This is a genomic window from Streptomyces sennicomposti (genome assembly GCF_019890635.1).
GTDB lineage: Bacteria > Actinomycetota > Actinomycetes > Streptomycetales > Streptomycetaceae > Streptomyces > Streptomyces sennicomposti.
Map to the genome: position 1 here is coordinate 82,292 of NZ_JAIOAB010000003.1, position 22,250 is coordinate 104,541.

Sequence of the window (22,250 nt, forward strand, 5' to 3'; positions counted from 1 at the left end):
CCGCGCCGGCTTCGGCGTCCGCGGCCGGGAGCGCCCGGGCGGTCCCGGCGTGGGGCTGTGTACCGCCCGGTGCCCGGAAGGCCGTGTCGCCTCGGCGGGCGCGGACGGCGCCGACGGCGTAGCCGCCGGCCGCCGTCAGCGCCCCGGCGACGATCGCCCCGGCCCGGCCCGCGCCGCCCCTGCGGGCCAGCAGCGCGTCCCGCAGCCCGCGCGCCACCCCGGCGGGCAGCACCCGGGTCGTGTAACGGCGCTCGGACTCCAGGCCCTTGGCCGCGCCGACGCTGCGCGCCACCAGCGCCTTGGACAGGCCCTCGGCCCAGGTGCGGGTGCGGAAGTAGCCGAAGCGCTCGCGGGCGTGCGGCACCCGGTGGTGGATGACCGCCCGGTCGTCGATCAGGAGCACCGCGTCCGGGCGGGCCCGGCTGAGCCGGATGCACAGCTCGGTCTCCTCGCAGCCCAGCGGACGCCGGTCGCCGTCCCGGCCGATGCCGGTGGCGAAGCCGCCCGCCGCGTCGAACGCGGTGCGCCGGAAGGAGGCGTTGCCGCCGAGCACGTTGCGCACCCGGACCCGGCCCGGCGGCAGGCCCTTGTAGGTGCAGCCCACCACCCAGTCGAACTCCTCCGGGAACCAGGCCGGCCGGCGGCCCGACGCCCACACGGGCACCGTCCGGCCGCCTACCGCCAGCACCTTCGGGTCGGCGTAGGCCTCGGCGAAGCGGCGCAGCCAGTCCCGCTCGGCCACCGCGTCGTCGTCCAGGAAGGCGATCACCTCGCCCCGGGAGGCGGCGATGCCGGTGTTGCGGCCGGCGGACAGGCCGCGCGGGCCCGCGTTGGCGAGCACCCGCACCTCACCGCTCGCCCCCCACTCCTTGCAGTGGTCGGCCAGTCGTTCCAGGAGCGCCCGGTTGTGGTCCACGACCAGCAGCGTCTCCAGGGCCGGCCGGGACTGCGCCCGCACCGAGTCGACCGCGGCGAGGATGTCCTCCCAGCGGTCCTCGGTGTAGACGCAGATCACGACGGAGATCTCCGGACCGGTCAAGACGTCTCTCCCGGGAACGCGCCGAGCATCGGGGAGCGGCGCTCCTGGCGGCGCAGTTCGCGCCGGTTGGAACGCTCGGCGAGGATCACCTTCAGCACCCGGAGGCCGTCGCGCACGGCGCGCAGATTGCTGGCGCCGTGGATGCGCAGATACTCGTAGCTGGGGATCTCCTGCACCTTCAGTCCGGCCTTGACCACTCTGATGTTCATCAGGGTCTCGACCTCGAAGCCGGTGCAGTCCAGCTCGATCTTGTCCAGGCAGTGCCGCCAGAAGGCGTTGTAGCCGTAGCACAGGTCGGTGTAGCGGGCGCCGAACTTGCGGTTGACCACGGCGCACAGGACGCGGTTGCCGAGCTTGCGCACGAAGGTCATGTCGTCGGTGCCGCCGCCGTTGGCGAAGCGGGAGCCCTTGGCGAAGTCGGCGCCCGAGACCAGGGCGGAGACATAGCTGACGATCTCGCCGCCGTCGGCCGAGCCGTCCGCGTCGACCATCACGATGATGTCGCCGGTGCACGCCTCGAAGCCGGTGGTCAGCGCGTCGCCCTTGCCCTTGCCCCGCTGCGGGACGACCCGCACGCCGGGCCACAGTTCGCGGGCGACCTCGACGGTGCCGTCGGTGGAGTCGCCGTCGACGAGCACCACTTCATGTATCCAGTCCGGCAGGGTCTTGAAGACGTAGGGCAGGTTCTCCGCCTCGTTCATGGCGGGGATCACCACGCTCACCGGCGGCGTGATGGCCAGGTGCGAGGAGATCGGCCGGTACTCGGCGGTCGTGGACGGGGCGGCCGGGGACGGAGCGTCCACGGTCGGCCGGCGCAGAACGTAGCTCATGGGTTGTGTCCCTCTCGTCCGGCGGACCGCCCGCCCCCGGGCGGCCCGGCTGTGTGTCCGGTTCGAAAGGGGGGCTCTCACCCTGGTGGGCACGGCGGAGCGGTCCCCGGGCCCACCGGGTGAGCTGGCAGAACTGACCGGCCGCCGGAACTGCGGCGGCCGACCGCGCGGCACGGCCCGATCACCCTTCGGCGACCAGGCACGGCACCCCCCTACCGCGCCTCACCCCGGCCTGTCCCGGTTTCTGAGCCCTCCCCTGGAACCGCGTGCGGACGGGCCGGTGCGAGTGAGATGTACGACGGTATTGACGATAGAGCCAGTATGGCAAGACCTGATATCAGATCTCACGTTTTTATGGATTTCGCTGGTTTTTCCGTGGTAGGTGTCGTGCTCAGTGTTTTGAGCGAATTCGCCCCATTCGTTTCAGCAGTCGATCGGCCGGCTGGAACAGTTCCGGCCGCGACTGCACCGCGTTGCGCAGCGCCCGGACCGGGGCGCGGCGCGCCCGGTGCCCGACCGCCACCGGGTGGCGGCGCGTCACCCAGCCCTCGTACACGCTCAGTTCACGCGTCTTGAGGGAGTCCTTGTACTCCTTCTGGCCCCGCCCGAGATCGAGGTACGCGATGCCCTCGGCGGCGGCCGCCTCGGCCATCCGCAGATGCAGGACCAGGCCCGGCGAGTACTTCGCGTACGCCGGGTCGTACGCCGGGAACCAGCAGGCGAGCACCCGCTCGGTGCGCAGCCCGAAGTGGGCGGCGACCGGCTCGCCGCCGGCGTACAGCACCGACAGGACGCCCGCGAACGGCTCGGAGCGGGTGTGGAAGAGCCGGGTCACCAGATCGGTGATCCAGGCGTGCGCGAAGCGGTCGCTGCGCCCGGTGCGGCGGTACTGCGCCGACTTCCAGGCCATCAGGGCGGCCAGCACGGCCGGGTCGCGTTCGTCGTGGACGTAGGTCACCGGGCCGGCGTCCCGGCCGAGCCGGCGGTCCTTGGCGAGGGTGGTGCGGGTGAACTTGGGTGAGCGGGCGCGCAGTTCGCCCAGATAGGCGTCGTAGCCCCGGTCTACGTCCATCACCGGGGACGGGAAGGCGCCGGAGGCTCCCGCCTCGAACGGCTCCTGGCCCGCGACCAGATGGTCGAACTCCCAGACCGCGAGCCCGCAGGCCCGCAGCAGTTCGCGGGCGTCCCAGGTGAAGCCGGGCCGGTGCACCATGCCCTGGCAGTCGGAGACGCCGAGTCCGACGGCCCGGCCGACCCCGGCGGCCGATCTCTGGAACGGGAAGAACGCCACCGGTTCGCCGCCCTCGCGGACCACCGCGATCCGCACCCCGCGTCTGTACCGCCCCACCGCGAGGGCGAACTCCGGTGCCAGGAACGGGTTGGCCAGTTCCTCCGCGCCGTGCAGATGGGCCTTGGACTGCAACGCCGTCCACACGGTCCGGTCGGCGGCGCTCAGTTCGCCGGGACGGTACACGCTGATGTCCACGTCACCGGCTCCGTCTTCTCGCCGTGCGGTCACGCCGGCGCCGTACCGCGACCAGCAGCAGGGCCGCGGCGCTGAAGACGGTCACGGCTGCGATCCCGCCGGGGACGGACCACCGGTGCAGGGCCAGCATCCCCTGGGCGACCAGCATGTCGAGGGCGACCGCGCCCGCCAGCGAGACGAGCGCCCGGGCCGCCGGGTCCAGTCCGCCGAGCGGCGCGGCGATCGCGGCGGCCGGCGCGGCGAGCAGGAAGAACAGGGCGGTCGGCCCGCGCAGCGGCGAGGCCGAGTCGGTCAGCGCGAGCAGCGCCCCGAGACCGGCGACGGCCGTGGCGGCGCCCGCGAGCCACGGCGACAGGTCCCTCCCCGGACCCGGCCGTGCACGCTCCGCGCCGTCCGTTGAAGCCTTCTTGACGTGGATGGTCTGCATTGGCGACTTTGCCCCCCGAAGCGCCGGATGCCGGGCTTCAATGTCGCGCAGTCGTGCGGGGCCGTCAAGACGCACCCACCACCCGTAAGAGTGCCTCCCGGCTGTCGAAACCTCCTTTCCGCAGGTCGCTGACGGGGTGTCGGACACCCGTACGGAGCCCCACTTTCTGGTTGAACGCCAAAGAATTTTTGGCATGGACACTTCCTGTCAACGCGCGTAGCTGCTACCACAGTTGACGCAGAGATCCTGCTAAAGGGAGGTTCCATGAGACGTTCCCGCATCGCCGCCCGAGTCAGCTCGATCCTTATCGCCGTCGGCCTCGCGCTGACCGGGGCGGCCTCCGCGCAGGCGTCCCAACAGACCGCCGCCGCAGGGGGGTACGTCGCCCTCGGCGACTCCTACTCCTCCGGCGTCGGCGCCGGAAGCTACATCAGCTCCAGCGGCAGCTGTGACCGCAGCACCAAGGCGTACCCCTACCTCTGGAACGCCGCGCACGCCCCGTCGTCGTTCTCCTTCACCGCCTGCTCCGGCGCGAAGACCGACGACGTGCTCGCCAACCAGCTCAGTCCGCTCAACTCCGCCACCTCGCTGGTCTCCCTCACCATCGGCGGCAACGACGCCGGCTTCGCCGACGTCATGACCACCTGCGTCACCTCGTCCGACAGCACCTGCATCTCCCGCATCAACACCGCCCGGGCGTACGTCACCTCGACGCTGCCCGGCAAGCTCGACAACCTCTACTCGGTGATCCGCGGCAAGGCGCCCTCCGCCCGCGTGGTCGTCATCGGCTACCCCCGCTTCTACAAGCTCGGCCAGACCTGCCTCGGCCTGTCCGACACCAAGCGCTCCGCCATCAACGACGCCTCCGACCTCCTGGACGCCACCATCGCCAAGGCCGCCGCCAACCACGGCTTCGTCTTCGGTGACGTCCGCACCACCTTCAGCGGCCACGAGATCTGCTCCGGCGACTCCTGGCTGCACAGCGTCAACTGGCTCGACATCGGCGAGTCCTACCACCCGACGGCCAGTGGCCAGTCGGGCGGCTACCTCCCGGTCCTCACCAACGCCGCCTGATCCCACGGCGATCGCGCCACCCCGCACCACCACGCGGAGGCCCCCGCACCCTGGGGCCTCCGCCTCCTCCTTCTCCTCCGCGAGAGACGGGCTCCTCCTGCGCGGGAGACGGGCACCTCCTGCGCGGGAGACGGGCACCTCCTGCGCGGGAGACGGGCTCCTCCGCGTGAGATGGGCCACGTTCCCGCCGCTCCCCGGCGCCCGCGCCGCCCCCGCCCGCGCCGCCCGGAGCCCGCCGTATCGGAGTGATCGCTTCCGCCGGTGCGGGCGCGCCGCGCTCACCCTGAGCGGGGGGCCGGCTCCACCGCGTGGCGGGGCGCACCGGCATCGCGGCACGCGCCCCGGCGCACCACCGCGATCCTGCGGGCTCCGCGCGGGCGACACGCCTCCGGCGGCCCGCGGAACCGCCAAGTCGCGGGCATCACTGGCCGTGATCGTGGAATCCGATGGGGGACCGGTCCGGCCCGGCAGCCAGCCGATTGTCCAACTCGCCGTGAAATCGGTCGGATTCGGAGAGTAGTCGTCAACACCCTTACGGGGAAGGTGAATCCTGTGACCGCGATACCCGCATGCCCCCATGGGGAGATAGGGTTACTCTGCCCGGGCCGGGTGGACTCGTACGGGTGGGGAGTGACATGGAGCAGATAACAGTGCGCAGCAGGGCGAGGGTCCCTGCGATCACCTGCGGCAGCAGCGCGACCAGCTCGCGTCTCGACCGCCATCTCGCGGTACTGGGCGGCCCCGCCGTCCCGCAGCGCGAAGCGGCCGAGGCGACCCTGCTGATGCGCGAGCTGACCGCGCGTGACACCGCGCACGACCGCACGGGCAGGGGCGCACGGGTGAGCCGGGTGTCGCTGTTCGCGCCCCTGCGCCGGCTGCGCCGCTCGCTGTTCGGCGGTCGCTGACCGCCGCCGGCGCCCTCCGGAGACGCCACCGGCGTCCCCGGAGCCGCTCAGCAGGTCCCGCGCTCAGGCCACCACCCCGTCCCGGCGCAACGCTGCGATCTCGTCGTCCGGCATCCCCACGGCCCGCAGCAGTGTCTCGGTGTGCTGTCCGAGCGCGGGTACGTCCCCCATCCGCGCCTCGCCCCCGCCCGGCAGAGTGATCGGCGGCAGCAGCGCCCGCAGCGGCCCGACCGGCGTCCCCACCTCCCGCCACCGCTCCCGCGCCGCCAACTGCGGATGCCCGGCCACCTCGTGCACGTCCCGCAGGCGTGCGCACGCGATCCCCGCGCCCTCCAGCCGCGCCAGCGCCTCGTCCGCGTCCAGCGCGCCCAGCGCCTTCGCGACCAGCTCGTCCGTGCGCTCCCGGTGCGCCACCCGCGCCGCGTTCGTCGCGAACGCCGGGTCCGCCCCCAACTCCGGTCGCTCCAGCACCTGTTCGGCGAGCCTGCGCCACTCACGGTCGTTCTGCACCGACAGCAGCACCCGCCCGCCGTCCGCCGTGCCGTACGCGTCGTAGGGCGCGATCACGGCGTGCGCCAGGCCGGTGCGCGCCGGGGCGGCGCCCCCGTGCATCGCGTGGTGCAGGGGATGGCCCATCCACTCGGCCAGCGCCTCCAGCATCGACACCTCCACCGGCCCGCCCCGCCCGGTCGTCCCGCGCCGCACCAGGGCGGCCAGCACCCCCGAGAAGGCGTACATGGCCGCCGCGATGTCCGCCGCCGGGACGCCCGCCTTCACCGGCTGCCCCGGCGTCCCGGTCACCGACACCAGGCCCGCCTCGCACTGCACGAGCATGTCGTAGGCCCGCTTGTCCGCGTACGGGCCGCCCGAGCCGTACCCCGAGATGTCCACGGCGATCAGCCGCGGGTGCGCGGCGCACAGCGTGGCCGCGTCCAGACCCAGCCGGGCGGCGGCGCCCTGGGCGAGGTTCTGCACGAACACGTCCGCGTCCGCGACCAGCCGCCGCACCACGGCCAGGCCCCGCGGGTCCTTCAGGTCCAGCGCTATCGACTCCTTGCCGCGGTTGCACCACACGAAGTGGGAGGCGAGGCCGCCGGCGGCGGTGTCGTAGCCGCGCGCGAAGTCGCCGCCGTCGATCCGCTCGACCTTGACCACCCGGGCGCCGAGATCGGCGAGCTGCCGGGTCGCGAAGGGGGCCGAGACGGCCTGTTCGACGGCGACGACGGTGATGCCCTCCAGGGGCAGGGGAAGCTGGTCCATGCGCTGGATCATGACCCGCCGACGGGCGCCTTGTCAGCAGCGTCCGCCCCGGCGGGCCGCGGCCCGGCGGCTCAGCCCGCGCCGCGCGCGTACCGGCGTACCGCGAGGGGCGCGCACAGGGCGATCAGCGCCACGCTCCAGGCGAGCGTCCCGGCGACCGGATGGGCCGCCGGCCAGGCGGCGTCGTCCGCGACGGGCGCGTTGCCGAACAGGTCGCGCAGGGCCGCCGTGACCGCGCTGATCGGGTTCCACTCGGCGACCGCGCGCAGCCAGCCGGCCAGATTGCCGGTCGGGATGTAGGCGTTGGACAGCAGCGGCAGGATGAACGTCGACGCGCCGAGCTGACCGGCCGCCTCCTCGCTGCGCGAGAGCAGCCCGAGCAGGATGCCCACCCAGGTGCAGGCGAAGCGGAACAGCAGCAGCAGGCCCACTGCGCCGGCCGCCCGCGCCGGGCCGCCCTCGATCCGCCAGCCCACGGCCAGCCCGACCAGCAGCAGCGGCACCGTGCCGAGCGCGGTGACGACCAGGTCGGCCACCGCCTGCCCGAGCGGCGCCGCCGCCCGGCTCACCGGCAGGGCGCGGAAGCGGTCCGTCACGCCCCGGTGCGTGTCCTGCGCGGCCTGGAACATGCCCGTCATGACCCCGCCCGCCGCCGTCGCCGCCAGCAGGCCCGGCACCAGGAAGGCGCGGTACTCCCGGCCGGGCATCGCCAGCGCGCTGCCGAAGACGTAGCCGAAGAACAGCAGCATGTTGACGGGCATGAGCTGGGTCAGGATCGCCAGGCCCGGGTTGTTGCGGACCCGGCGCAGCTGCCGGCCCACCATCGCCGTGCCGTCGTACGCGAGGGCGTTCATGCCGCGATCTCCTTCACCGGGGTGTCCGCGGTCAGCCGGAGGAAGACGTCGTCGAGGGTGGGCGGTCTGAGGCCGACGTCGAGCACGAGGACGCCGGCCGCGTCGAGTTCGCGCACCAGCCGGGGCAGGGTGAGCGTCGGGTCGGTGCAGACCGCGCCCACGGTGATCCGCTCGTGGTCGAGCACCGGCTCGGCGCCCGTGAGCCGGTCCAGCACGGCCGCCGCCCGGGTCAGATCGGCGGCGTCGGCGAGGACGGCCTCGGCGTGGGCGCCGATCAGCGCCTTGAGCCGGGCCGGGGAGCCGGTGTGCGCGATCCGGCCGCGGTCCACCAGGGCGATGTCGTCGGCCAGCCGGTCGGCCTCCTCCAGGTACTGGGTGGTCAGCACCACCGTCGTGCCCTGCTCCTTCAGCTCTTCCACCGCCGCCCAGATCCGGTTGCGGCTGGCCGGGTCGAGGCCGGTGGTCGGCTCGTCCAGGAACAGCACGGCCGGGCGGCGCAGCAGACTGGCCGCCAGGTCCAGGCGGCGGCGCATCCCGCCCGAGTAGGTCGAGGCGCGGCGCCCGGCGGCTTCGGTGAGGCCGAACCGCTCCAGCAGTTCGTCGGCGCGCTTCGCCGCGTCCGGGACGCGGTGCAGCCGGGCGAACAGGCGCAGGTTCTGCCGTCCGGTGAGGTCCGCGTCCACGGAGGTGTCCTGGCCGGTCACCCCGATCGCGCGGCGCACGGCGGCCGGCTCGCGCACCAGGTCGTGCCCGGCCACCCGGGCCGAGCCCGCGTCCGGCCGCAGCAGCGTGGTCAGCAGCCGTACGGCCGTGGTCTTGCCGGCGCCGTTGGGCCCGAGCACCCCGCAGACCGTGCCCTCGGCGACCGCCAGGTCCAGCCCGCGCACGGCGCGGACCTCGCCGAACCTCTTCTCCAGACCCTCACTGAGTACAGCGTACGTAGAAGTCATGGCCCGACCATAGCGCACTACGTACGGTGTACGTAACTACGATGGTGGGGCGAGGTGGTGAACCATGGCTGGCCGTGCGGCCCGACCCGAAGTGATCTGGGCCCGTCCCGAGCGGACCGGCCGGGGGCCGAAGCCCGCGTACACGCGCGCCGACATCGCGGCGGCCGCCGTGCGGATCGCCGACGCCGGCGGCCTCGACGCGGTCTCGATGCGGCACGTCGCCGCCGAACTGGGCTGCGGCACGATGTCGCTGTACAACTACGTCCCCCGCAAGGAGGACCTGTACGAGCTGATGGTGGACGCCGTCAGCGGCGAGCACGAGCTGTGGGAGCCGAGCGGCGACTGGCGCGCCGACATGCGCCGGGTCGCGCACCAGTCCCGCGACCTGATGCGCCGCCACACCTGGCTGCCCCGCCTGATGTCCGGGATCTACGGCTTCAGCCCCCACGCCCTGCGCTATCTGGAGCACTGCCTGGCCTGCCTGGACCCCCTGGAGGCGTCCTACGGCACCAAGATGGAACTCGTCGCCATGCTCAACGCCGTGGTGACCATGTACGTCTCCAACGAGCTGGCCACCGCCGAGCGCACCCGCTCCCTGCCCTGGTCCGAGGAAGAGGAGACCGCCGTGCGGATCGCCTACCTGGGCGGCCAGGTCGCCACCGGCGCCTACCCGCGCATGGCGGCGGCCTTCGCCGAGGGCGCGGGCCCCATCGACCTGGAGGCGGTGTTCGAACGGGCCGTGACGCGGGTGCTGGACGGTTTCGCGCCGCGCGGCTGAGCCGCCCGCCGCCCGGCCGGGGACGCCCTCAGAGCAGGGCGAACTGGCCCTCCGGACCCTCCTCCTGGTAGTCCAGGACGGTGGCCGGGCGGCGTGCGGACTCCGGTACCGGCAGGACGCCCGCCGCCCGCAGCCCGGCGACGCCGACCGGATCGCTCACCGGCTCCTCGGGCCCCGGGGCGCGGGCCTCGGCGAGCAGGGCCAGGACCGTGATCAGCTCCAGCAGCTCGGACGTCCACGTCTGCGGCCAGGCCGCCGGGCGGATCGCGGCGAGAGTGCCCCCCTCGGCCGGGCCGGTGCGGGCCGCGAACCACTGCTCCAGCACCCGGCCCGATGCGGTCTCGAAGTCCCAGGCCGCCGGCGGCACCGGCGCGATACGGCCCTCGTCCAGGTACAGCGCCTCCTCGTCGCGGTCGTAGCGCACGGTCAGCGGGCGGGGCGGCAGCGGGGCGCGGACGTAGGGGCGGCGGCCGCCGGGCAGCTTGGGGCGCTCGCCGTCGCGGCGCATCAGCCACAGCGTGCGGCGGCCCGCCGCCACCCCGGCCGCCCACCGCCCGGCGTCCCCGGTGAGCGGGACGACCGGCCCGTGAGGCCCCGGCCGGACGGCCGTCAGCGTCCAGGCCAGCACGTCCTCCGGGTCCGGGATGTGCCCGAGGCGGTCGGCCAGATGCTCCAGCAGACCGGGCGCGAGGTTCGGCTCCCGGCCGCCCGGGCGGCGGTAGAGCGGCCGGATGCGGCCCGGGCGCAGCAGCGGCAGTAGGGAGGTGGCCAGCAGCAGCGGTCGCCCGGTGCCCGGGGCGGCCGGCGTCTCCACGACGAACACCTGCCGGTCGTCCGCCACCCGCCACAGCTCCGGCCGGGCCGCGTCGATCAGCCGGTGGTCCGGGATCAGCCACTGCTCGTCGAAGGGCGCCGCCAGCACCCGGACCGGCTCCGGGCACGGACCCGACGCCCGGGCCAGCTTCTCCGTGCCGCCCGAACGGCCGGGCAGCTGCCCCACGGCCGTGTACGGCGTCCGCGCCCGCGTCGGCTCGAACAGGGCCTCCCGCTCCGCGCCCCCGGCCCGCAGCAGGGCCTCCCAACGGGAGCGCAGACAGGCGGCGTCGGGGGCCGTCGGCCACCCCCGCCCGAGTCGCGGCGGTGCGACGGACCACGGCATGAGGTCCGCCAGCGGCGGAGCGTCGTCGTCGTACGGCACGCCCGGAATCGTACGGCCTGCGCGGCGGGCGCGGGCCGGGGGCCGGGCGGCGCTCAGGTGGCGTCGAGGGTGACCGTGAACGAGAAGCGGTCGCCCCGGTAGTTGATGACCACCACGTCCAGCGGGCGGCCCGCCGTGTCGTAGGTGACGCCCGTGTAGTGCAGGATCGGGCTCAGCAGCGGCACGTCCAGCAGCCGGGCCGTCTCCGGATCGGCCAGCCGGGCCTCCACGGTGTCCGTGATCCGGCTGATGTCCGCGCCCACCACGTCCCGCAGCACCTTGGTCATCGGCCAGCGCACCAGATCGTCCGGCGCTATCCGCCCGGCCAGCTCCGGACGGACGTAGTTGCGGGCGTGGTTGGTCGGCTCGCCGGTCTTCTCGTCGCCGCGCAGCCGGTGGTACGTCGCCACCTCGCCGAGATCCGGGAAGAACTCGGCGAGTTCGGCGGGCACCGGCGCCGTGCCGTGCTCCAGCAGCTCGGTCGTCATGCCCGACTGCTGGGCCACGATCGCGTCCACCGAGCCGAGGAGCCGCACCGGGGCGCCGCGCCGCGCCTCCGGCTCGATGAACGTGCCGCGCCGCCGGTGCCGGGTGATCAGCCCCTCGTCCTCCAGCTCCTTCAGCGCCTGCCGCATGGTCAGCACGCTCACCCCGTAGTGCCCGGCCAACTGCTCCTCGGTGGGCAGGCGCAGCGGGTCGCGGGGGGAGCGGCCGAGGATCGAGGCGCGCAGCGACTGCGACACCTGGTACCACAGCGGCAGCTTGCGGTTCAGGACGATCGAATCCGGGGCGAAGGAGGTCACGGGCCATCCGTACCGGTAGGGGCCGGTCAGTGCAAGGTCGGTCGCGGGGTCAGCGCTCGGGGCGGAAGTGGCGTTCCAGGCCCTGCCACACGTCGTCGTAGCCCTGCTGCAGATGCTCGGCGCGGGCCGCGTGCGGGGTGAGCGTGACCGGCCAGCGGGTCTCGAACATGAACGCCAGCCCGTCATCGATCTTCTGCGGCCTCAGCTCGGCCGCGCTCGCCCGGTCGAACGTCTCCCGGTCCGGTCCGTGCGCCGACATCATGTTGTGCAGCGAGCCGCCGCCGGGCACGAAGCCCTCCGCCTTAGCGTCGTAGGCGCCCTCGATCAGGCCCATGTACTCGCTCATCACGTTCCGGTGGAAGTACGGCGGCCGGAAGGTGTCCTCGCCCACCAGCCAGCGCGGCGCGAACACCACGAAGTCCACGCCGGCCAGGCCCGGGGTGTCGCTCGGCGAGGTCAGCACCGTGAAGATCGACGGGTCCGGGTGGTCGTAGGAGATGGTCCCGATGACGTTGAACCGGCGCAGGTCGTAGACGTACGGCACGTAGTTGCCGTGCCAGGCGACGACGTCGAGCGGGGAGTGGTCGTAGGTCGCGGTCCACAGGTTGCCGCAGAACTTGTTCACCACCTCCACGGGACCCTCCACGTCCTCGTACGCGGCGACCGGGGCGCGGAAGTCCCGGGCGTTGGCGAGGCCGTTGGCGCCGATGGGGCCGAGGTCGGGGAGGCGGAAGGCGGCGCCGTAGTTCTCGCAGACGTAGCCGCGCGCGGTGGCGTCGAGGAGTTCGACCCGCAAGCGCACCCCGCGAGGGATCAGCGCCGTCTCGCCCGGCTCGGCGTGCAGCAGCCCGAACTCCGTGTGCAGCAGCAGCCCGCCGTGCTCGGGGACGATCAGCAGTTCGCCGTCCGCGTTGCTGAAGACGCGCTCCATCGAGGAGTTGGCGTGGTACAGGTGCACGGCCATGCCGGTGCGCTGGGTGGCGTCTCCGTTGCCGCCGAGGGTCCACAGTCCGGCGAGGAAGTCCGTGCCGGGCTCCGGCTCCGGCAGCGGGTTCCAGCGCAGCCGGTTGGGGTCGGGCACCGCCTGGTTGAACGGCGCGGTGCGCAGCGAGCCGTTGCCGGTGCGGACGAACTCCGGGTGCGCGGCGGAGGGCCGGACGCGGTAGAGCCACGAGCGGCGGTTGTGCGCCCTCGGCTCGGTGAAGGCCGTGCCGCTGAGCTGCTCCGCGTACAGGCCGAGGGGGGCGCGCTGGGGGGAGTTGCGGCCCACCGGCAGTGCGCCCGGAACCGCCTCCGAGCTGTGCTCGTTGCCGAAACCGGAGAGGTAGGCCAGCGCCTCGGCCCTCTTGCGTGCGTCCCCGCTCATCATCGCTCCCTTGCCGACTGATTCCTATGGAACACCGTAGGATTGCGTTTTCCCGGGCGCAAGAGGGCCGGGGCGGCCGTGGTCGTTCTCCGGCCGGTGCGGGAACCCGACTTGAGGGGGATCCAGGCCGTCGGACGGTTGTTCTACCCTCCGGACATGACGTCATGGACCCGTGGACCCCTCGCCGCGCTCGCGGCCTCGGTCCTGCTGTGCGCCGGCGCGGCCGGCTGCGGTTCGGGCGGTGCGCGGGGCGGCGGCGCGGAGGAGTCGCCGTCGCCGGTGGGCAAGGTCGTCGACCGCGCCGACGAGGAGGGGCGGCCCTACCGCGAGGTGGCCCAGCAGGAGGCGCCCGAGGTCGGCGTCGAGGTACGGCCCGACGCCGACGGCAGCTGGGACGTGCGGCTGACCGTCCGCCGCTTCCGCTTCTCCCCGGCCGGCACGGTCGCACGGCCCGCGGCCGGACGCGGCCTCGCCCACCTGCTGGTGGACGGCCGCCTGGTCGGCCGCCTGCGCACCCCCGACTACCGCCTCCCCGCCCGCCTCGTCCCCCGCGGCACCCACCACGTCACCGCCCGCCTCTACGCCGACGACGACACGGTGTGGGCGGTGGCGGGCCGCCCGGTCCAGAGCACGGCGGACATCACGGCGTCGGGGCTTGCGCCGGGGGCCGCGCCGTCGGGGGAGGAGTCGTCTCCGGGGGCCGTGGGGACCACGGGGGAGGGGGCGGTGCCGTCTTCCGGCGCCGTGGGGACCACGGGGGCCGGGGCGGGGCCGGGTGCGCCGAGCGCGTCGGCTGCGGGGGTGGGGGCCGGTGTGCCTTCGGGGCTGGGGCGGACCGGTCCGGCCGGTGCGGGCCCTGGTCCAGTCCCGGGGGGACGGGGTTCGGCTTCTGCCTCGGTTTCGGGGTGGCGCGGTTCGGTCGGTTCCGCCTCGGTTTCGGGGTGGCGCGGTTCGGTCGGTTCCGCCTCGGTTTCGGGGTGGCGCGGTTCGGTCGGTTCCGCCTCGGTTTCGGGGTGGCCCGACCCGGTCGGTTCCGCTTCGTCCTCGGGACGGCTGGGGGCTGCGGCGTCCTCGGGTGCGGGTGGCGGTGCGGGCACGGGTTCGAGCGGAGGGCCGGAGGACACGGTGAGCCTGGGACCGGCCCGGGGTGCGCCGGGCGGCGACGAGGGCGCGGTCGCGGTCCCGCGTACACCGGCGGCGACCCTGGTTCCGGTGGCCACCACGGTCCCGGCGGCGGCGACCAGGGTCCCGGCGGTGGCCTCGCGAGCGGCGGCGGTCACGGTTCCGGCGACGGCGATCGCGGTCCCGGCGGTGGCCTCGCGCGCGGTGGCGACCACGGTTCCGGCGGTGGCCCGGGAGGCGGTCGCGAGCGTGGCGGACGCCGCCGAACGGGCGGCCGGTGCGGCGCGGGGCGCGGGCATCGCGGTGGCGGGCGGTGCGGGGCGCGGTTCACCCCCGTGGCCGGGGGATGCATCATGATGCCCGTGCACCAAGCGACCTCGCTCCGCCGCGCCCCCGTGCAGCGGCGCAGCGCCGAACGGCTGACCAGGATCCTCGACGCCTGCGCCGACCTCCTCGACGAGGTCGGCTACGACGCGCTGAGCACCCGCGCCGTGGCCCAACGCGCCGGCGTGCCGATCGGCTCCGTCTACCGTTTCTTCGGCAACAAGCGGGCGATGGCCGACGCGCTCGCCCAGCGCAACCTGGAGCGGTACACCGAGCGGGTGCTGGAGCGCCTGAAGAGGACCGCCGGCGAGGACGCGGACCCGTCGGCGGAGACGGACGGGGGCGTCCAGGGCGTCCAGGGCACCCAGGGCGTCCAGGGCACCCAGGGCGTCCAGGGCACCCAGGGCGTCCAGGGCGTCCAGGGCGCCCAGGGTGCCCAGGGTGCCCAGGGCGTCCACTGGCACGTCGCCGTGGACGCCGTCCTGGACGAGTACCTGGCCATGAAGCGGACCGCGCCCGGCTTCTCCCTGGTCGACTTCGGCAACCAGATCCCCCTCGGCACCCGCCACGCCGAGCCCAACCACCGCGTGGCCCGCCGCCTCATCCAGTTGCTCTCCGGCCACCTCCACCGGGAGCCGGACGAGGATCTGCGCCGCGTCTTCCTGATCGCAGTCGAGACCGCCGACACCCTGGTCCAACTCGCCTTCCGCGTCGACCCCGAGGGCGACGAGAAGATCATCGCGGAGACCCGGGAACTGCTGCGGGCCTACCTGGGCCGCGTACTGGACTGAGCGCGGGACGCGTCCGCGTCGGCCGGACAGGCGCCGGCCGGCGGCACGCCGCGCACGCCCGGCCGCTCCGGGGGAGCGGGCCCGCGTCGGCCCCGGGAGACCCGCGCCGCGCAGGGCTTGATCCCGACAACCGACCCTGGCCCGGCCGGGCCAGGCCCCTGGCGGGGCCGTGCCCGGGGTCGCTGGGGGGGGCGCCCCGAGGCCGCCCCCGGACATCTCCGCCCCCGGCGGGGAGCCGCCTGCTCCGCACGGGTGGTCTTTCGCGGCGCGTCGCGCCGGGGTGCCGTGGCGGGGAGGGGCGGTGTGAAAGAGAGTCAGGTGAAAGAGCGATTTGTATGAAAATCGTCTGACTCGGAGGAGCGCGCATGCCCACCCTGACGATCCCACGGACCCTCGGCTCCCGTGCCGGCGCCGTCGCGGCCCTGACGGCCCTCACCGCGGTGGGCGCCACGTGGCTGTCCGCGCCGGACGCCATGGCGCAGGGGGAAGCCGGCGACATCAAGATCCACCGCGCGGGCGTGCCGTTCGGCGTCTCGAAGGACGACCCCGTCGTCTGCCGGTTCTACCTCGACGCCGTCAACTTCGACGTCCTCCCCACCATCGGCTACACCATCCAGGCCCAGCCCCCGCTGCCCACCCGGGCCACCGTCACCGGCACCATCCCGCTCGCCAACGGCGCCGGCCACACCGACCCGCTGATGCTCTCCGACGGCCAGTACAAGCTGATCTGGACCGTGGCGGGCATCTCCAAGGAGAAGCTGTTCCGCGTCGACTGCCACGACGAGGAGCACCAGCAGGGCGCCCAGGGCCCCGGCCGCCAGATCGACGACCAGAGCCGCGGCGACGGCGACCAGGACCACGACGACAATGGCCAGCGCGGCGGCGCCGCCCCGGGCCACGACGGGCAGGGCGGCGGCCCCAAGGGCGGTGTGCACGCGGGCGGCGGCGGTCTGGCCAGCGCGGCCGACGCCTTCTCCCCGGTCGCCGGGGCCGCGGCCGTCGGCCTGGTGGTGGTCAGCGGGGTCGCGTACTTCCGGCTGATCCGCCGGCGCCCCCATGGCGCCGCGTAGGCGCCGACGCAGGCCCTGGCACCGGACCCGCGCCTACCGCCTGGTCAGGACGGCCGCCCTGACGGCCGTCCTGGTGACGGCGGGGGTCCGGTGTGGGGGGCACCACGAGCACGACGCACCCGACCGCGCGGCCGGCCCCGCCGCGGCGGCCCGCGCCGGCACGGACGACGAGGGCGCGGACGCCACCGCCTCGCCGCACGACACGGCCCCGCCGCCCGCACCGCTGCCGCCCTCCAAGGCGACCTCGCTGCGCATCCCCTCCCTCGGCATCGACGCCCCGACCATCGGCGTCGGCCTCGACGCGCACCGGCAGCTCGGGACCCCGCCGGTCGACAAGCCCAAGCTGGTCGGCTGGTACGAGGGCGGCCCCACCCCGGGCGAGTCCGGCACCGCCCTCGCGGTCGGGCACCGCGACACCACGACCGGCGCCGCCGTCTTCGCCGCGCTCGGCCAGGTGGAGCCGGGCCGCACCATCGAGGTGCGGCGCGCGGACGGCCGTACCGCCGTCTACACCGTGGACAAGGTGCGCGTCTTCGACAAGGACCGCTTCCCGGACAAGGAGGTGTACGGCCCCTCCCGCCGCCCCGAGCTGCACGTCATCACCTGCGGCGGCCTCTACACCCGCCGCACCGGGTACTCCAGCAACGTCGTGGTCTTCGCCCATCTGACGGCCACGAAGTGAGCCCGGGCGGCAGGAGCCCAGGCGGCCGAGGCCGGGTCGCCCGAAGCCCGGGCGGTAGGGCGGCGGGCCGGGGCGGCCCCCGAGCCGCCGCCCCGGCCGGCCGCCGCCCCCGCACCCCCGAGCCACCCCATCTCAACAGGTGGACGCCCACGCCCGATCATGTCCGGTGTCTTCCCCCGAGTGCGTACATTCCGTTAACTTCCGTGACTCACACGCCCCGTACGACCCGCACGGGGCGTCCGACGCGCGGAGCCGCAGCGCTCTGGTGAGTCCCCGAAGGCATGCTTCATGACACGCGCCATCTCTCTGCACGACGTGAGCAAGACCTACGGCACCAAGGGCGGCCGGGTGGTGGACCGGCTGTCGCTCGACATCGCACCGGGGGAGTTCCTCGTCCTGCTCGGCCCCTCCGGCTGCGGCAAGTCCACCGTCCTGCGGATGATCGCGGGACTGGAGGAGATCACCGAGGGGCAGTTGCTGCTCGACGGCGAGTACGCCAACGACCTGCCGCCCGCCGGGCGGGACATGGCGATGGTCTTCCAGAACTTCGCGCTCTACCCGAACATGACCAGCCGCGACAACATCGGCTTCCCGCTGCGCATCGAGTCGCCCGGCGCGGACCACGGCGCACGCGTCGGCGCCACCGCCCGGATGCTCGGCATCGAGGACCTGCTCGACCGCTTCCCCGGCCAGCTCTCCGGCGGCGAGCGCCAGCGGGTGGCCATGGGCCGGGCCATCGCCCGCCACCCCTCCGCCTTCCTGATGGACGAGCCGCTGTCCAACCTCGACGCCAAGCTCCGCAACCATCTGCGCGCCGAGATAGCCAAGCTGACCCGGCAGTTGAAGGTCACCACCGTCTACGTCACCCACGACCAGTCCGAGGCCATGTCGCTCGGCGACCGGGTCGCCGTGCTGCGCGGCGGCGTCCTCCAGCAGGTGGACACCCCGCGCGCGGTGTACGGGCTGCCCCGCAACGTCTTCGTCGCCGCCTTCGTCGGCACCCCGCGCATCAACCTGCTGCGCGGTCTGGTCCGCGCCCCGCTGGACGGCGCCATGACCGTCAGCCTCGGCAAGCAGTTCCTGCGGCTGCCCGAACCGCTCACCATGGACCACCAGTTGCTGCGCGTGCAGCAGGGCCGGGAGGTCATCGTGGGCCTGCGCTCGGAGGCGGTGCGGATCGCGAAGCCGAGCGCCGCCCGGCCCGGCGAGGTGCCGCTCACCGGACTGGTGGAGCACCTGGAGTTCCAGGGCCACGAGGTCCTCGTCCACTTCGACACCGGCTCCCGCCCCGCCGTCGTACCGGACCTGGAGGCCCCGCGCCCGGCCCGCCGCCCGGCGCGCAGGCGGCGGCGCGACGGCGGCACGGCCCTGGAGTGGCTGCGGGAGCGGGCGGGCGCCCTGCGCGCCGGGTCGTCCGTGGCCCTGCTCGACCGCGCCGCCGAGGCCGAGGCGCCCGGCGGGCCGGACGCCCCCGCCGCGCCGGAGCCGCGGCTGCCCGGCGACCTCGTCGTGCGCACCACGCCGGACCTCCGGCTGCGGCACGGCATGCAGGTGCCGCTCCTGGTCGACCTCGCCCACCTGTTCGTCTTCGACCAGCACGGCGAGCGGATCTGCCCGGCCCCGGACCATCTGCCCGACCTGGAGGAGTGAACCGGCGGGGGAGGTGCGGGGTGATCCGGCGGACACTTCCCGGCGGTCTCTGGCGCCCAAAAACTATCGGCGCTAGTTTATGGGCCTGTCGGTAGGTTGTGACGCGGACGAAGCGACCGCGGTCCACGGACCCGGACGATGCCGCCCCCGCCCCCAAGGAGCGCAGCACCATGAAGGCACACGACGGCATGTACATCGACGGCGCCTGGCGGCCCGCCGCGGGCCGGGACGTCATCGAGGTGGTGAACCCGGCCGACGAACAGGTCATCGCCACCGTCCCCGCGGGCACCGCCGAGGACGTGGCCGCGGCGGTGCGCGCCGCCCGCGCCGCCCTGCCCGGCTGGGCCGCCGCCCCGCCCGCCGAACGGGCCGCGCGCCTGGCCGCCCTGCGGGACGTGCTCGCCGCCCGCAAGGACGAGATCGCCGAGACCGTCACCGCCGAACTGGGCTCGCCCCCGGCGTTCTCGCAGGCGGTGCACGCGAGCGTGCCGATCGCGGTGGCCGGCTCCTACGCCGACCTCGCGGCGACGTACGCCTTCGAGGAGAAGGTCGGCAACTCCACCGTGTTCCACGAGCCGGTCGGCGTGGTCGGCGCGATCACCCCCTGGAACTACCCCCTGCACCAGATCGTCGCCAAGGTCGCCCCCGCGCTGGCCGCCGGCTGCACGGTCGTCCTCAAGCCCGCCGAGGACACCCCGCTGACCGCCCAGCTGTTCGCCGAGGCGGTCGACGAGGCCGGGATCCCGGCCGGCGTCGTCAACCTGGTCACCGGCCTCGGCCCGGTCGCCGGCCAGGCCCTCGCCGAGCACCCGGACGTCGACCTGGTCTCCTTCACCGGCTCCACGGCCGTCGGCAAGCGGATCGGCGCGGCGGCCGGCGCCGCCGTCAAGCGGGTCGCCCTGGAACTCGGCGGCAAGTCCGCCAACGTCATCCTGCCCAGCGCCGACCTCGCCAAGGCGGTCAACGTCGGCGTCGCCAACGTCATGTCCAACTCCGGCCAGACGTGCAGCGCCTGGACCCGCATGCTGGTCCACCGCGACCGGTACGACGAGGCGGTGCGCCTCGCCGCCGCCGCTGCCGCCAAGTACGGCGACCGGATCGGCCCGCTGGTCAACGCCAAGCAGCTCCAGCGGGTGCGCGGCTACATCGACCAGGGCGTCGCCGAGGGCGCGCGCCTAGTCGCCGGCGGCCCCGAAGCCCCGCGCGAGCGCGGCTACTTCGTCAGCCCGACCGTCCTCGCCGACGTCACGCCCGACATGACCGTCGCCCAGGAGGAGATCTTCGGCCCGGTCCTGTCGGTCCTGCGCTACGACGACGAGGACGACGCCCTGCGCATCGCCAACGGCACGGTCTACGGCCTGGCTGGCGCGGTGTGGGCGGGCGACGAGGCGGAGGCGGTCGCCTTCGCCCGCCGGATGGACACCGGCCAGGTCGACATCAACGGCGGCCGGTTCAACCCGCTGGCCCCCTTCGGCGGTTACAAGCAGTCCGGCGTCGGCCGGGAACTCGGCCGGCACGGACTGGCCGAGTACCTCCAGACCAAGTCCCTCCAGTTCTAAGGGAGTCACGAGTCATGGCCGTACGCGCCGCCGTCCTGCCCGCCATCGGGGCCCCGCTGGAGATCACCTCCGTGGAGCTGCCCGAACCCGGACCCGGCCAGGTCCGTCTGCGCCTGGCCGCCGCCGGGGTCTGCCACTCCGACCTGTCGCTGACCAACGGCACCATGCGGGTCCCGGTGCCCGCCGTCCTCGGCCACGAGGGCGCCGGCACCGTGCTCGCCGTCGGCGAGGGCGTCGGCCACGTCGCGCCCGGCGACTGTGTGGTCCTCAACTGGGCGCCGTCCTGCGGAACATGCCACGCCTGCTCGCTCGGCGAGGTGTGGCTGTGCGCCAATGCGCTCAACGGCGCCGCCGACGTCTACGCCCGCACCGCCGACGGTATCGAGCTGCACCCCGGGCTGAACGTCGCCGCCTTCGCCGAGGAGACCGTCGTCGCCGCCTCCTGCGTCCTGCCGCTGCCCGAGGGCGTCCCGCTCACCGACGCCGCCCTCCTCGGCTGCGCCGTCCTCACCGGCTACGGCGCGATCCACCACGCGGCGAAGGTCCGGCCCGGGGAGACCGTGGCCGTCTTCGGCGTCGGCGGAGTCGGCCTCGCCACCCTCCAGGCGGCCCGGATCGCGGGCGCCGAACGGATCGTCGCCGTCGACGTGTCCCCGGAGAAGGAGGAACTGGCGCGCACCGCGGGCGCCACGGACTACGTCGTCGCCTCCGAGAACACGCCCCGCGAGATCCGCGCCCTCACCGGGAAGCAAGGCGTCGACGTCGCGGTGGAGTGCGTGGGCCGCGCCGTCACCATCCGCGCCGCCTGGGAGTCCACCCGCCGGGGCGGCCGTACGACGGTCGTCGGCATCGGCGGCAAGGACGAACAGGTCACCTTCAACGCCCTGGAGATCTTCCACTGGGGCCGCACCCTCACCGGCTGCGTCTACGGCAACTCCGACCCGGCCCGGGACCTCCCCGTCCTCGCCGACCACGTCCGCACCGGCCGCCTGGACCTGAGCGCCCTGGTGACCGAACGCATCGCCCTGGACGGCATCCCGGCCGCCTTCGAGAACATGACGGCCGGCAAGGGCGGCCGCTCCCTGGTGGTGTTCTGACCGCGCCCGCCCCGCACGCCGTACGGGACGGGCGCCCGCGAGCCGGTCAGGACACGTGCTCGCGCCGCCGTCCCGTCGGCACGGCCGGATCCGGCCGCCGCCGCGGGCGGGACCGCGCCACCGCCACGCCCGCCAGGCACAGCACCCCGCCCGCCAGCGTCAGCACGCCCGGTACCTCGCCCAGCAGCAGCCACGACATCAGCACCACCAGCGCCGGCACCGCGTACGTCGTCGCGCCCATCCGGCTCGCCGTCGTCCGGGACAGGGCGTACGCCCAAGTGGTGAAGGCCAGCGCGGTCGGGAACACGCCGAGGTAGACCATGTTCAGCGTGGCGGACAGGGGCGCGCGGGCCGCCTCGTGGACCAGCTGCCCGGCGAACGGCAGACAGGCCGCCGCGCCGATCAGACAGCCGAACGTCGTCACCTGCAACGCGCTCCCGTGCCCCAGCGCGGGCTTCTGCGCGACCACCCCGAAGGCGTACCCGACGGCCGCCAGCAGGCACAGCACCACCCCGAGCACCGAGGAACCGCCGCCGCCCGACATCGACAGCCCCACGGTCACCGCCCCGGCGAACGACACCGCAAGGCCCGCCAGCAGCCGCGGCGGCATCGCGTCGCCCAGCAGCCGCGCGCCGAGCAACGCGATGAGCAGCGGGCCGGTGTTCACCACCAGGGCCGCGGTCCCGGCGTCCACCTGCTGCTCGCCCCAGTTCAGCACCACCATGTAGAAGCCGAACCAGAGCAGGCCGGACACGGCGATCCCGCGCCACGCCGCGCGCGGAGGCCACCCCTCACGCCGCAGCAGACACAGCGCGCCCAGGGCCACGGCTCCGGCCAGCAGCCGCCCCAGCGCGAGCGCGCCGGGCGAGTACGCGGCGCCCGCGCTGCGGATGGAGACGAAGGCGGAGGCCCACAGCACCACGGTGACCGAGGCGGCAGCGGCGGCCCGCCGTGAGGGCGAGAGATGCATCATGCTCCCTGAGGC

19 protein-coding genes and 2 pseudogenes are annotated in these 22,250 nt (G+C 74.4%); 10 read left to right on the top strand and 11 right to left on the bottom strand.

Going from position 1 to position 22,250, the window contains the following annotated elements; genetic code table 11:
- Positions 1-67: 67 nt before the first annotated feature.
- The 4 genes and pseudogenes from K7787_RS31535 to K7787_RS02480 all read right to left on the bottom strand — a co-directional run.
- Positions 68-1,039 (bottom strand): annotated as a pseudogene (locus K7787_RS31535) (glycosyltransferase family 2 protein); the annotation flags it as partial.
- Positions 1,036-1,869: a glycosyltransferase family 2 protein gene (locus K7787_RS02470; protein ID WP_019986207.1), complete on the bottom strand. Its 834-nt coding sequence runs from the start codon at positions 1,867-1,869 to the stop codon at positions 1,036-1,038. The pseudogene K7787_RS31535 and the gene K7787_RS02470, both read right to left, overlap by 4 nt.
- 391 nt (positions 1,870-2,260) lie before the next feature.
- A complete protein-coding gene (locus K7787_RS02475; RefSeq protein ID WP_223000352.1) occupies positions 2,261-3,355 on the bottom strand; it encodes a GNAT family N-acetyltransferase in 1,095 nt (364 codons plus the stop codon).
- Between the two features lies 1 nt (position 3,356).
- Positions 3,357-3,782, bottom strand: a complete 426-nt coding sequence (locus K7787_RS02480; RefSeq protein WP_203621878.1) for a hypothetical protein — start codon at positions 3,780-3,782, stop codon at positions 3,357-3,359.
- A gap of 264 nt (positions 3,783-4,046) precedes the next feature.
- Between K7787_RS02480 and K7787_RS02485 the strand changes: the two genes are divergently transcribed.
- Positions 4,047-4,856 carry an SGNH/GDSL hydrolase family protein gene (locus K7787_RS02485; RefSeq protein ID WP_164389698.1) on the top strand — a complete coding sequence of 270 codons (810 nt, stop codon included), beginning with the start codon at positions 4,047-4,049 and terminating at the stop codon, positions 4,854-4,856.
- Between the two features lie 635 nt (positions 4,857-5,491).
- Positions 5,492-5,761, top strand: coding sequence for a hypothetical protein (locus tag K7787_RS02490; RefSeq protein WP_009187810.1), 270 nt, complete (start codon positions 5,492-5,494; stop codon positions 5,759-5,761).
- 63 nt (positions 5,762-5,824) lie between these two features.
- On the opposite strand, the gene K7787_RS02495 is transcribed toward K7787_RS02490, so the two are convergent.
- The 3 genes from K7787_RS02495 to K7787_RS02505 form a co-directional block, all read right to left on the bottom strand.
- Entirely contained in the window at positions 5,825-7,021 is a 1,197-nt protein-coding gene (locus K7787_RS02495) for a CaiB/BaiF CoA transferase family protein (RefSeq protein WP_247720484.1), read from the bottom strand.
- Between the two features lie 71 nt (positions 7,022-7,092).
- Positions 7,093-7,875, bottom strand: a complete 783-nt coding sequence (locus K7787_RS02500; RefSeq protein ID WP_223000354.1) for an ABC transporter permease — start codon at positions 7,873-7,875, stop codon at positions 7,093-7,095.
- The gene (locus K7787_RS02505) at positions 7,872-8,825 is read right to left on the bottom strand and encodes an ATP-binding cassette domain-containing protein (RefSeq protein WP_223000355.1); all 954 of its coding nucleotides are present in this window, start codon (positions 8,823-8,825) and stop codon (positions 7,872-7,874) included. The genes K7787_RS02500 and K7787_RS02505 overlap by 4 nt, the downstream gene beginning before the upstream one ends.
- Positions 8,826-8,889: 64 nt before the next feature.
- Between K7787_RS02505 and K7787_RS02510 the strand changes: the two genes are divergently transcribed.
- Positions 8,890-9,603 (top strand): TetR/AcrR family transcriptional regulator, encoded by a 714-nt coding sequence (locus tag K7787_RS02510; RefSeq protein ID WP_223000356.1) that lies wholly within the window; start codon positions 8,890-8,892, stop codon positions 9,601-9,603.
- Positions 9,604-9,631: 28 nt separating this feature from the next.
- Here K7787_RS02510 and K7787_RS02515 read toward each other — a convergent pair whose 3' ends face one another.
- From K7787_RS02515 to hmgA, 3 genes are all read right to left on the bottom strand, one after another.
- Positions 9,632-10,762, bottom strand: a complete 1,131-nt coding sequence (locus K7787_RS02515; RefSeq protein ID WP_247720498.1) for a type ISP restriction/modification enzyme — start codon at positions 10,760-10,762, stop codon at positions 9,632-9,634.
- A 92-nt stretch (positions 10,763-10,854) separates the two neighbouring features.
- Positions 10,855-11,604 carry a GntR family transcriptional regulator gene (locus tag K7787_RS02520; protein WP_009187804.1) on the bottom strand — a complete coding sequence of 250 codons (750 nt, stop codon included), beginning with the start codon at positions 11,602-11,604 and terminating at the stop codon, positions 10,855-10,857.
- Positions 11,605-11,653: 49 nt separating this feature from the next.
- Entirely contained in the window at positions 11,654-12,970 is a 1,317-nt protein-coding gene (hmgA, locus tag K7787_RS02525; protein WP_223000357.1) for a homogentisate 1,2-dioxygenase, read from the bottom strand.
- Between the two features lie 156 nt (positions 12,971-13,126).
- Between hmgA and K7787_RS02530 the strand changes: the two are divergent.
- From K7787_RS02530 to K7787_RS02560, 7 genes and pseudogenes are all read left to right on the top strand, one after another.
- A pseudogene (locus K7787_RS02530) lies at positions 13,127-13,654 on the top strand (hypothetical protein); the annotation flags it as partial.
- A gap of 791 nt (positions 13,655-14,445) precedes the next feature.
- Positions 14,446-15,207, top strand: coding sequence for a TetR/AcrR family transcriptional regulator (locus tag K7787_RS02535; RefSeq protein ID WP_247720485.1), 762 nt, complete (start codon positions 14,446-14,448; stop codon positions 15,205-15,207).
- 365 nt (positions 15,208-15,572) lie between these two features.
- Positions 15,573-16,277 (top strand): hypothetical protein, encoded by a 705-nt coding sequence (locus K7787_RS02540; protein ID WP_169437968.1) that lies wholly within the window; start codon positions 15,573-15,575, stop codon positions 16,275-16,277.
- Positions 16,264-16,959: a class F sortase gene (locus tag K7787_RS02545; RefSeq protein ID WP_019986195.1), complete on the top strand. Its 696-nt coding sequence runs from the start codon at positions 16,264-16,266 to the stop codon at positions 16,957-16,959. Before K7787_RS02540 ends, K7787_RS02545 begins: the two co-directional genes overlap by 14 nt.
- 288 nt (positions 16,960-17,247) lie before the next feature.
- Positions 17,248-18,609 (top strand): ABC transporter ATP-binding protein, encoded by a 1,362-nt coding sequence (locus K7787_RS02550; RefSeq protein WP_223000359.1) that lies wholly within the window; start codon positions 17,248-17,250, stop codon positions 18,607-18,609.
- 170 nt (positions 18,610-18,779) lie between these two features.
- Entirely contained in the window at positions 18,780-20,168 is a 1,389-nt protein-coding gene (locus K7787_RS02555; protein WP_223000360.1) for an aldehyde dehydrogenase family protein, read from the top strand.
- Between the two features lie 14 nt (positions 20,169-20,182).
- Entirely contained in the window at positions 20,183-21,265 is a 1,083-nt protein-coding gene (locus K7787_RS02560; protein ID WP_009187798.1) for a Zn-dependent alcohol dehydrogenase, read from the top strand.
- A gap of 46 nt (positions 21,266-21,311) precedes the next feature.
- Here the strand turns inward: K7787_RS02560 and K7787_RS02565 are convergent, their stop codons facing one another.
- Positions 21,312-22,235, bottom strand: a complete 924-nt coding sequence (locus K7787_RS02565) for a DMT family transporter (RefSeq protein WP_223000421.1) — start codon at positions 22,233-22,235, stop codon at positions 21,312-21,314.
- Positions 22,236-22,250: the final 15 nt, after the last annotated feature.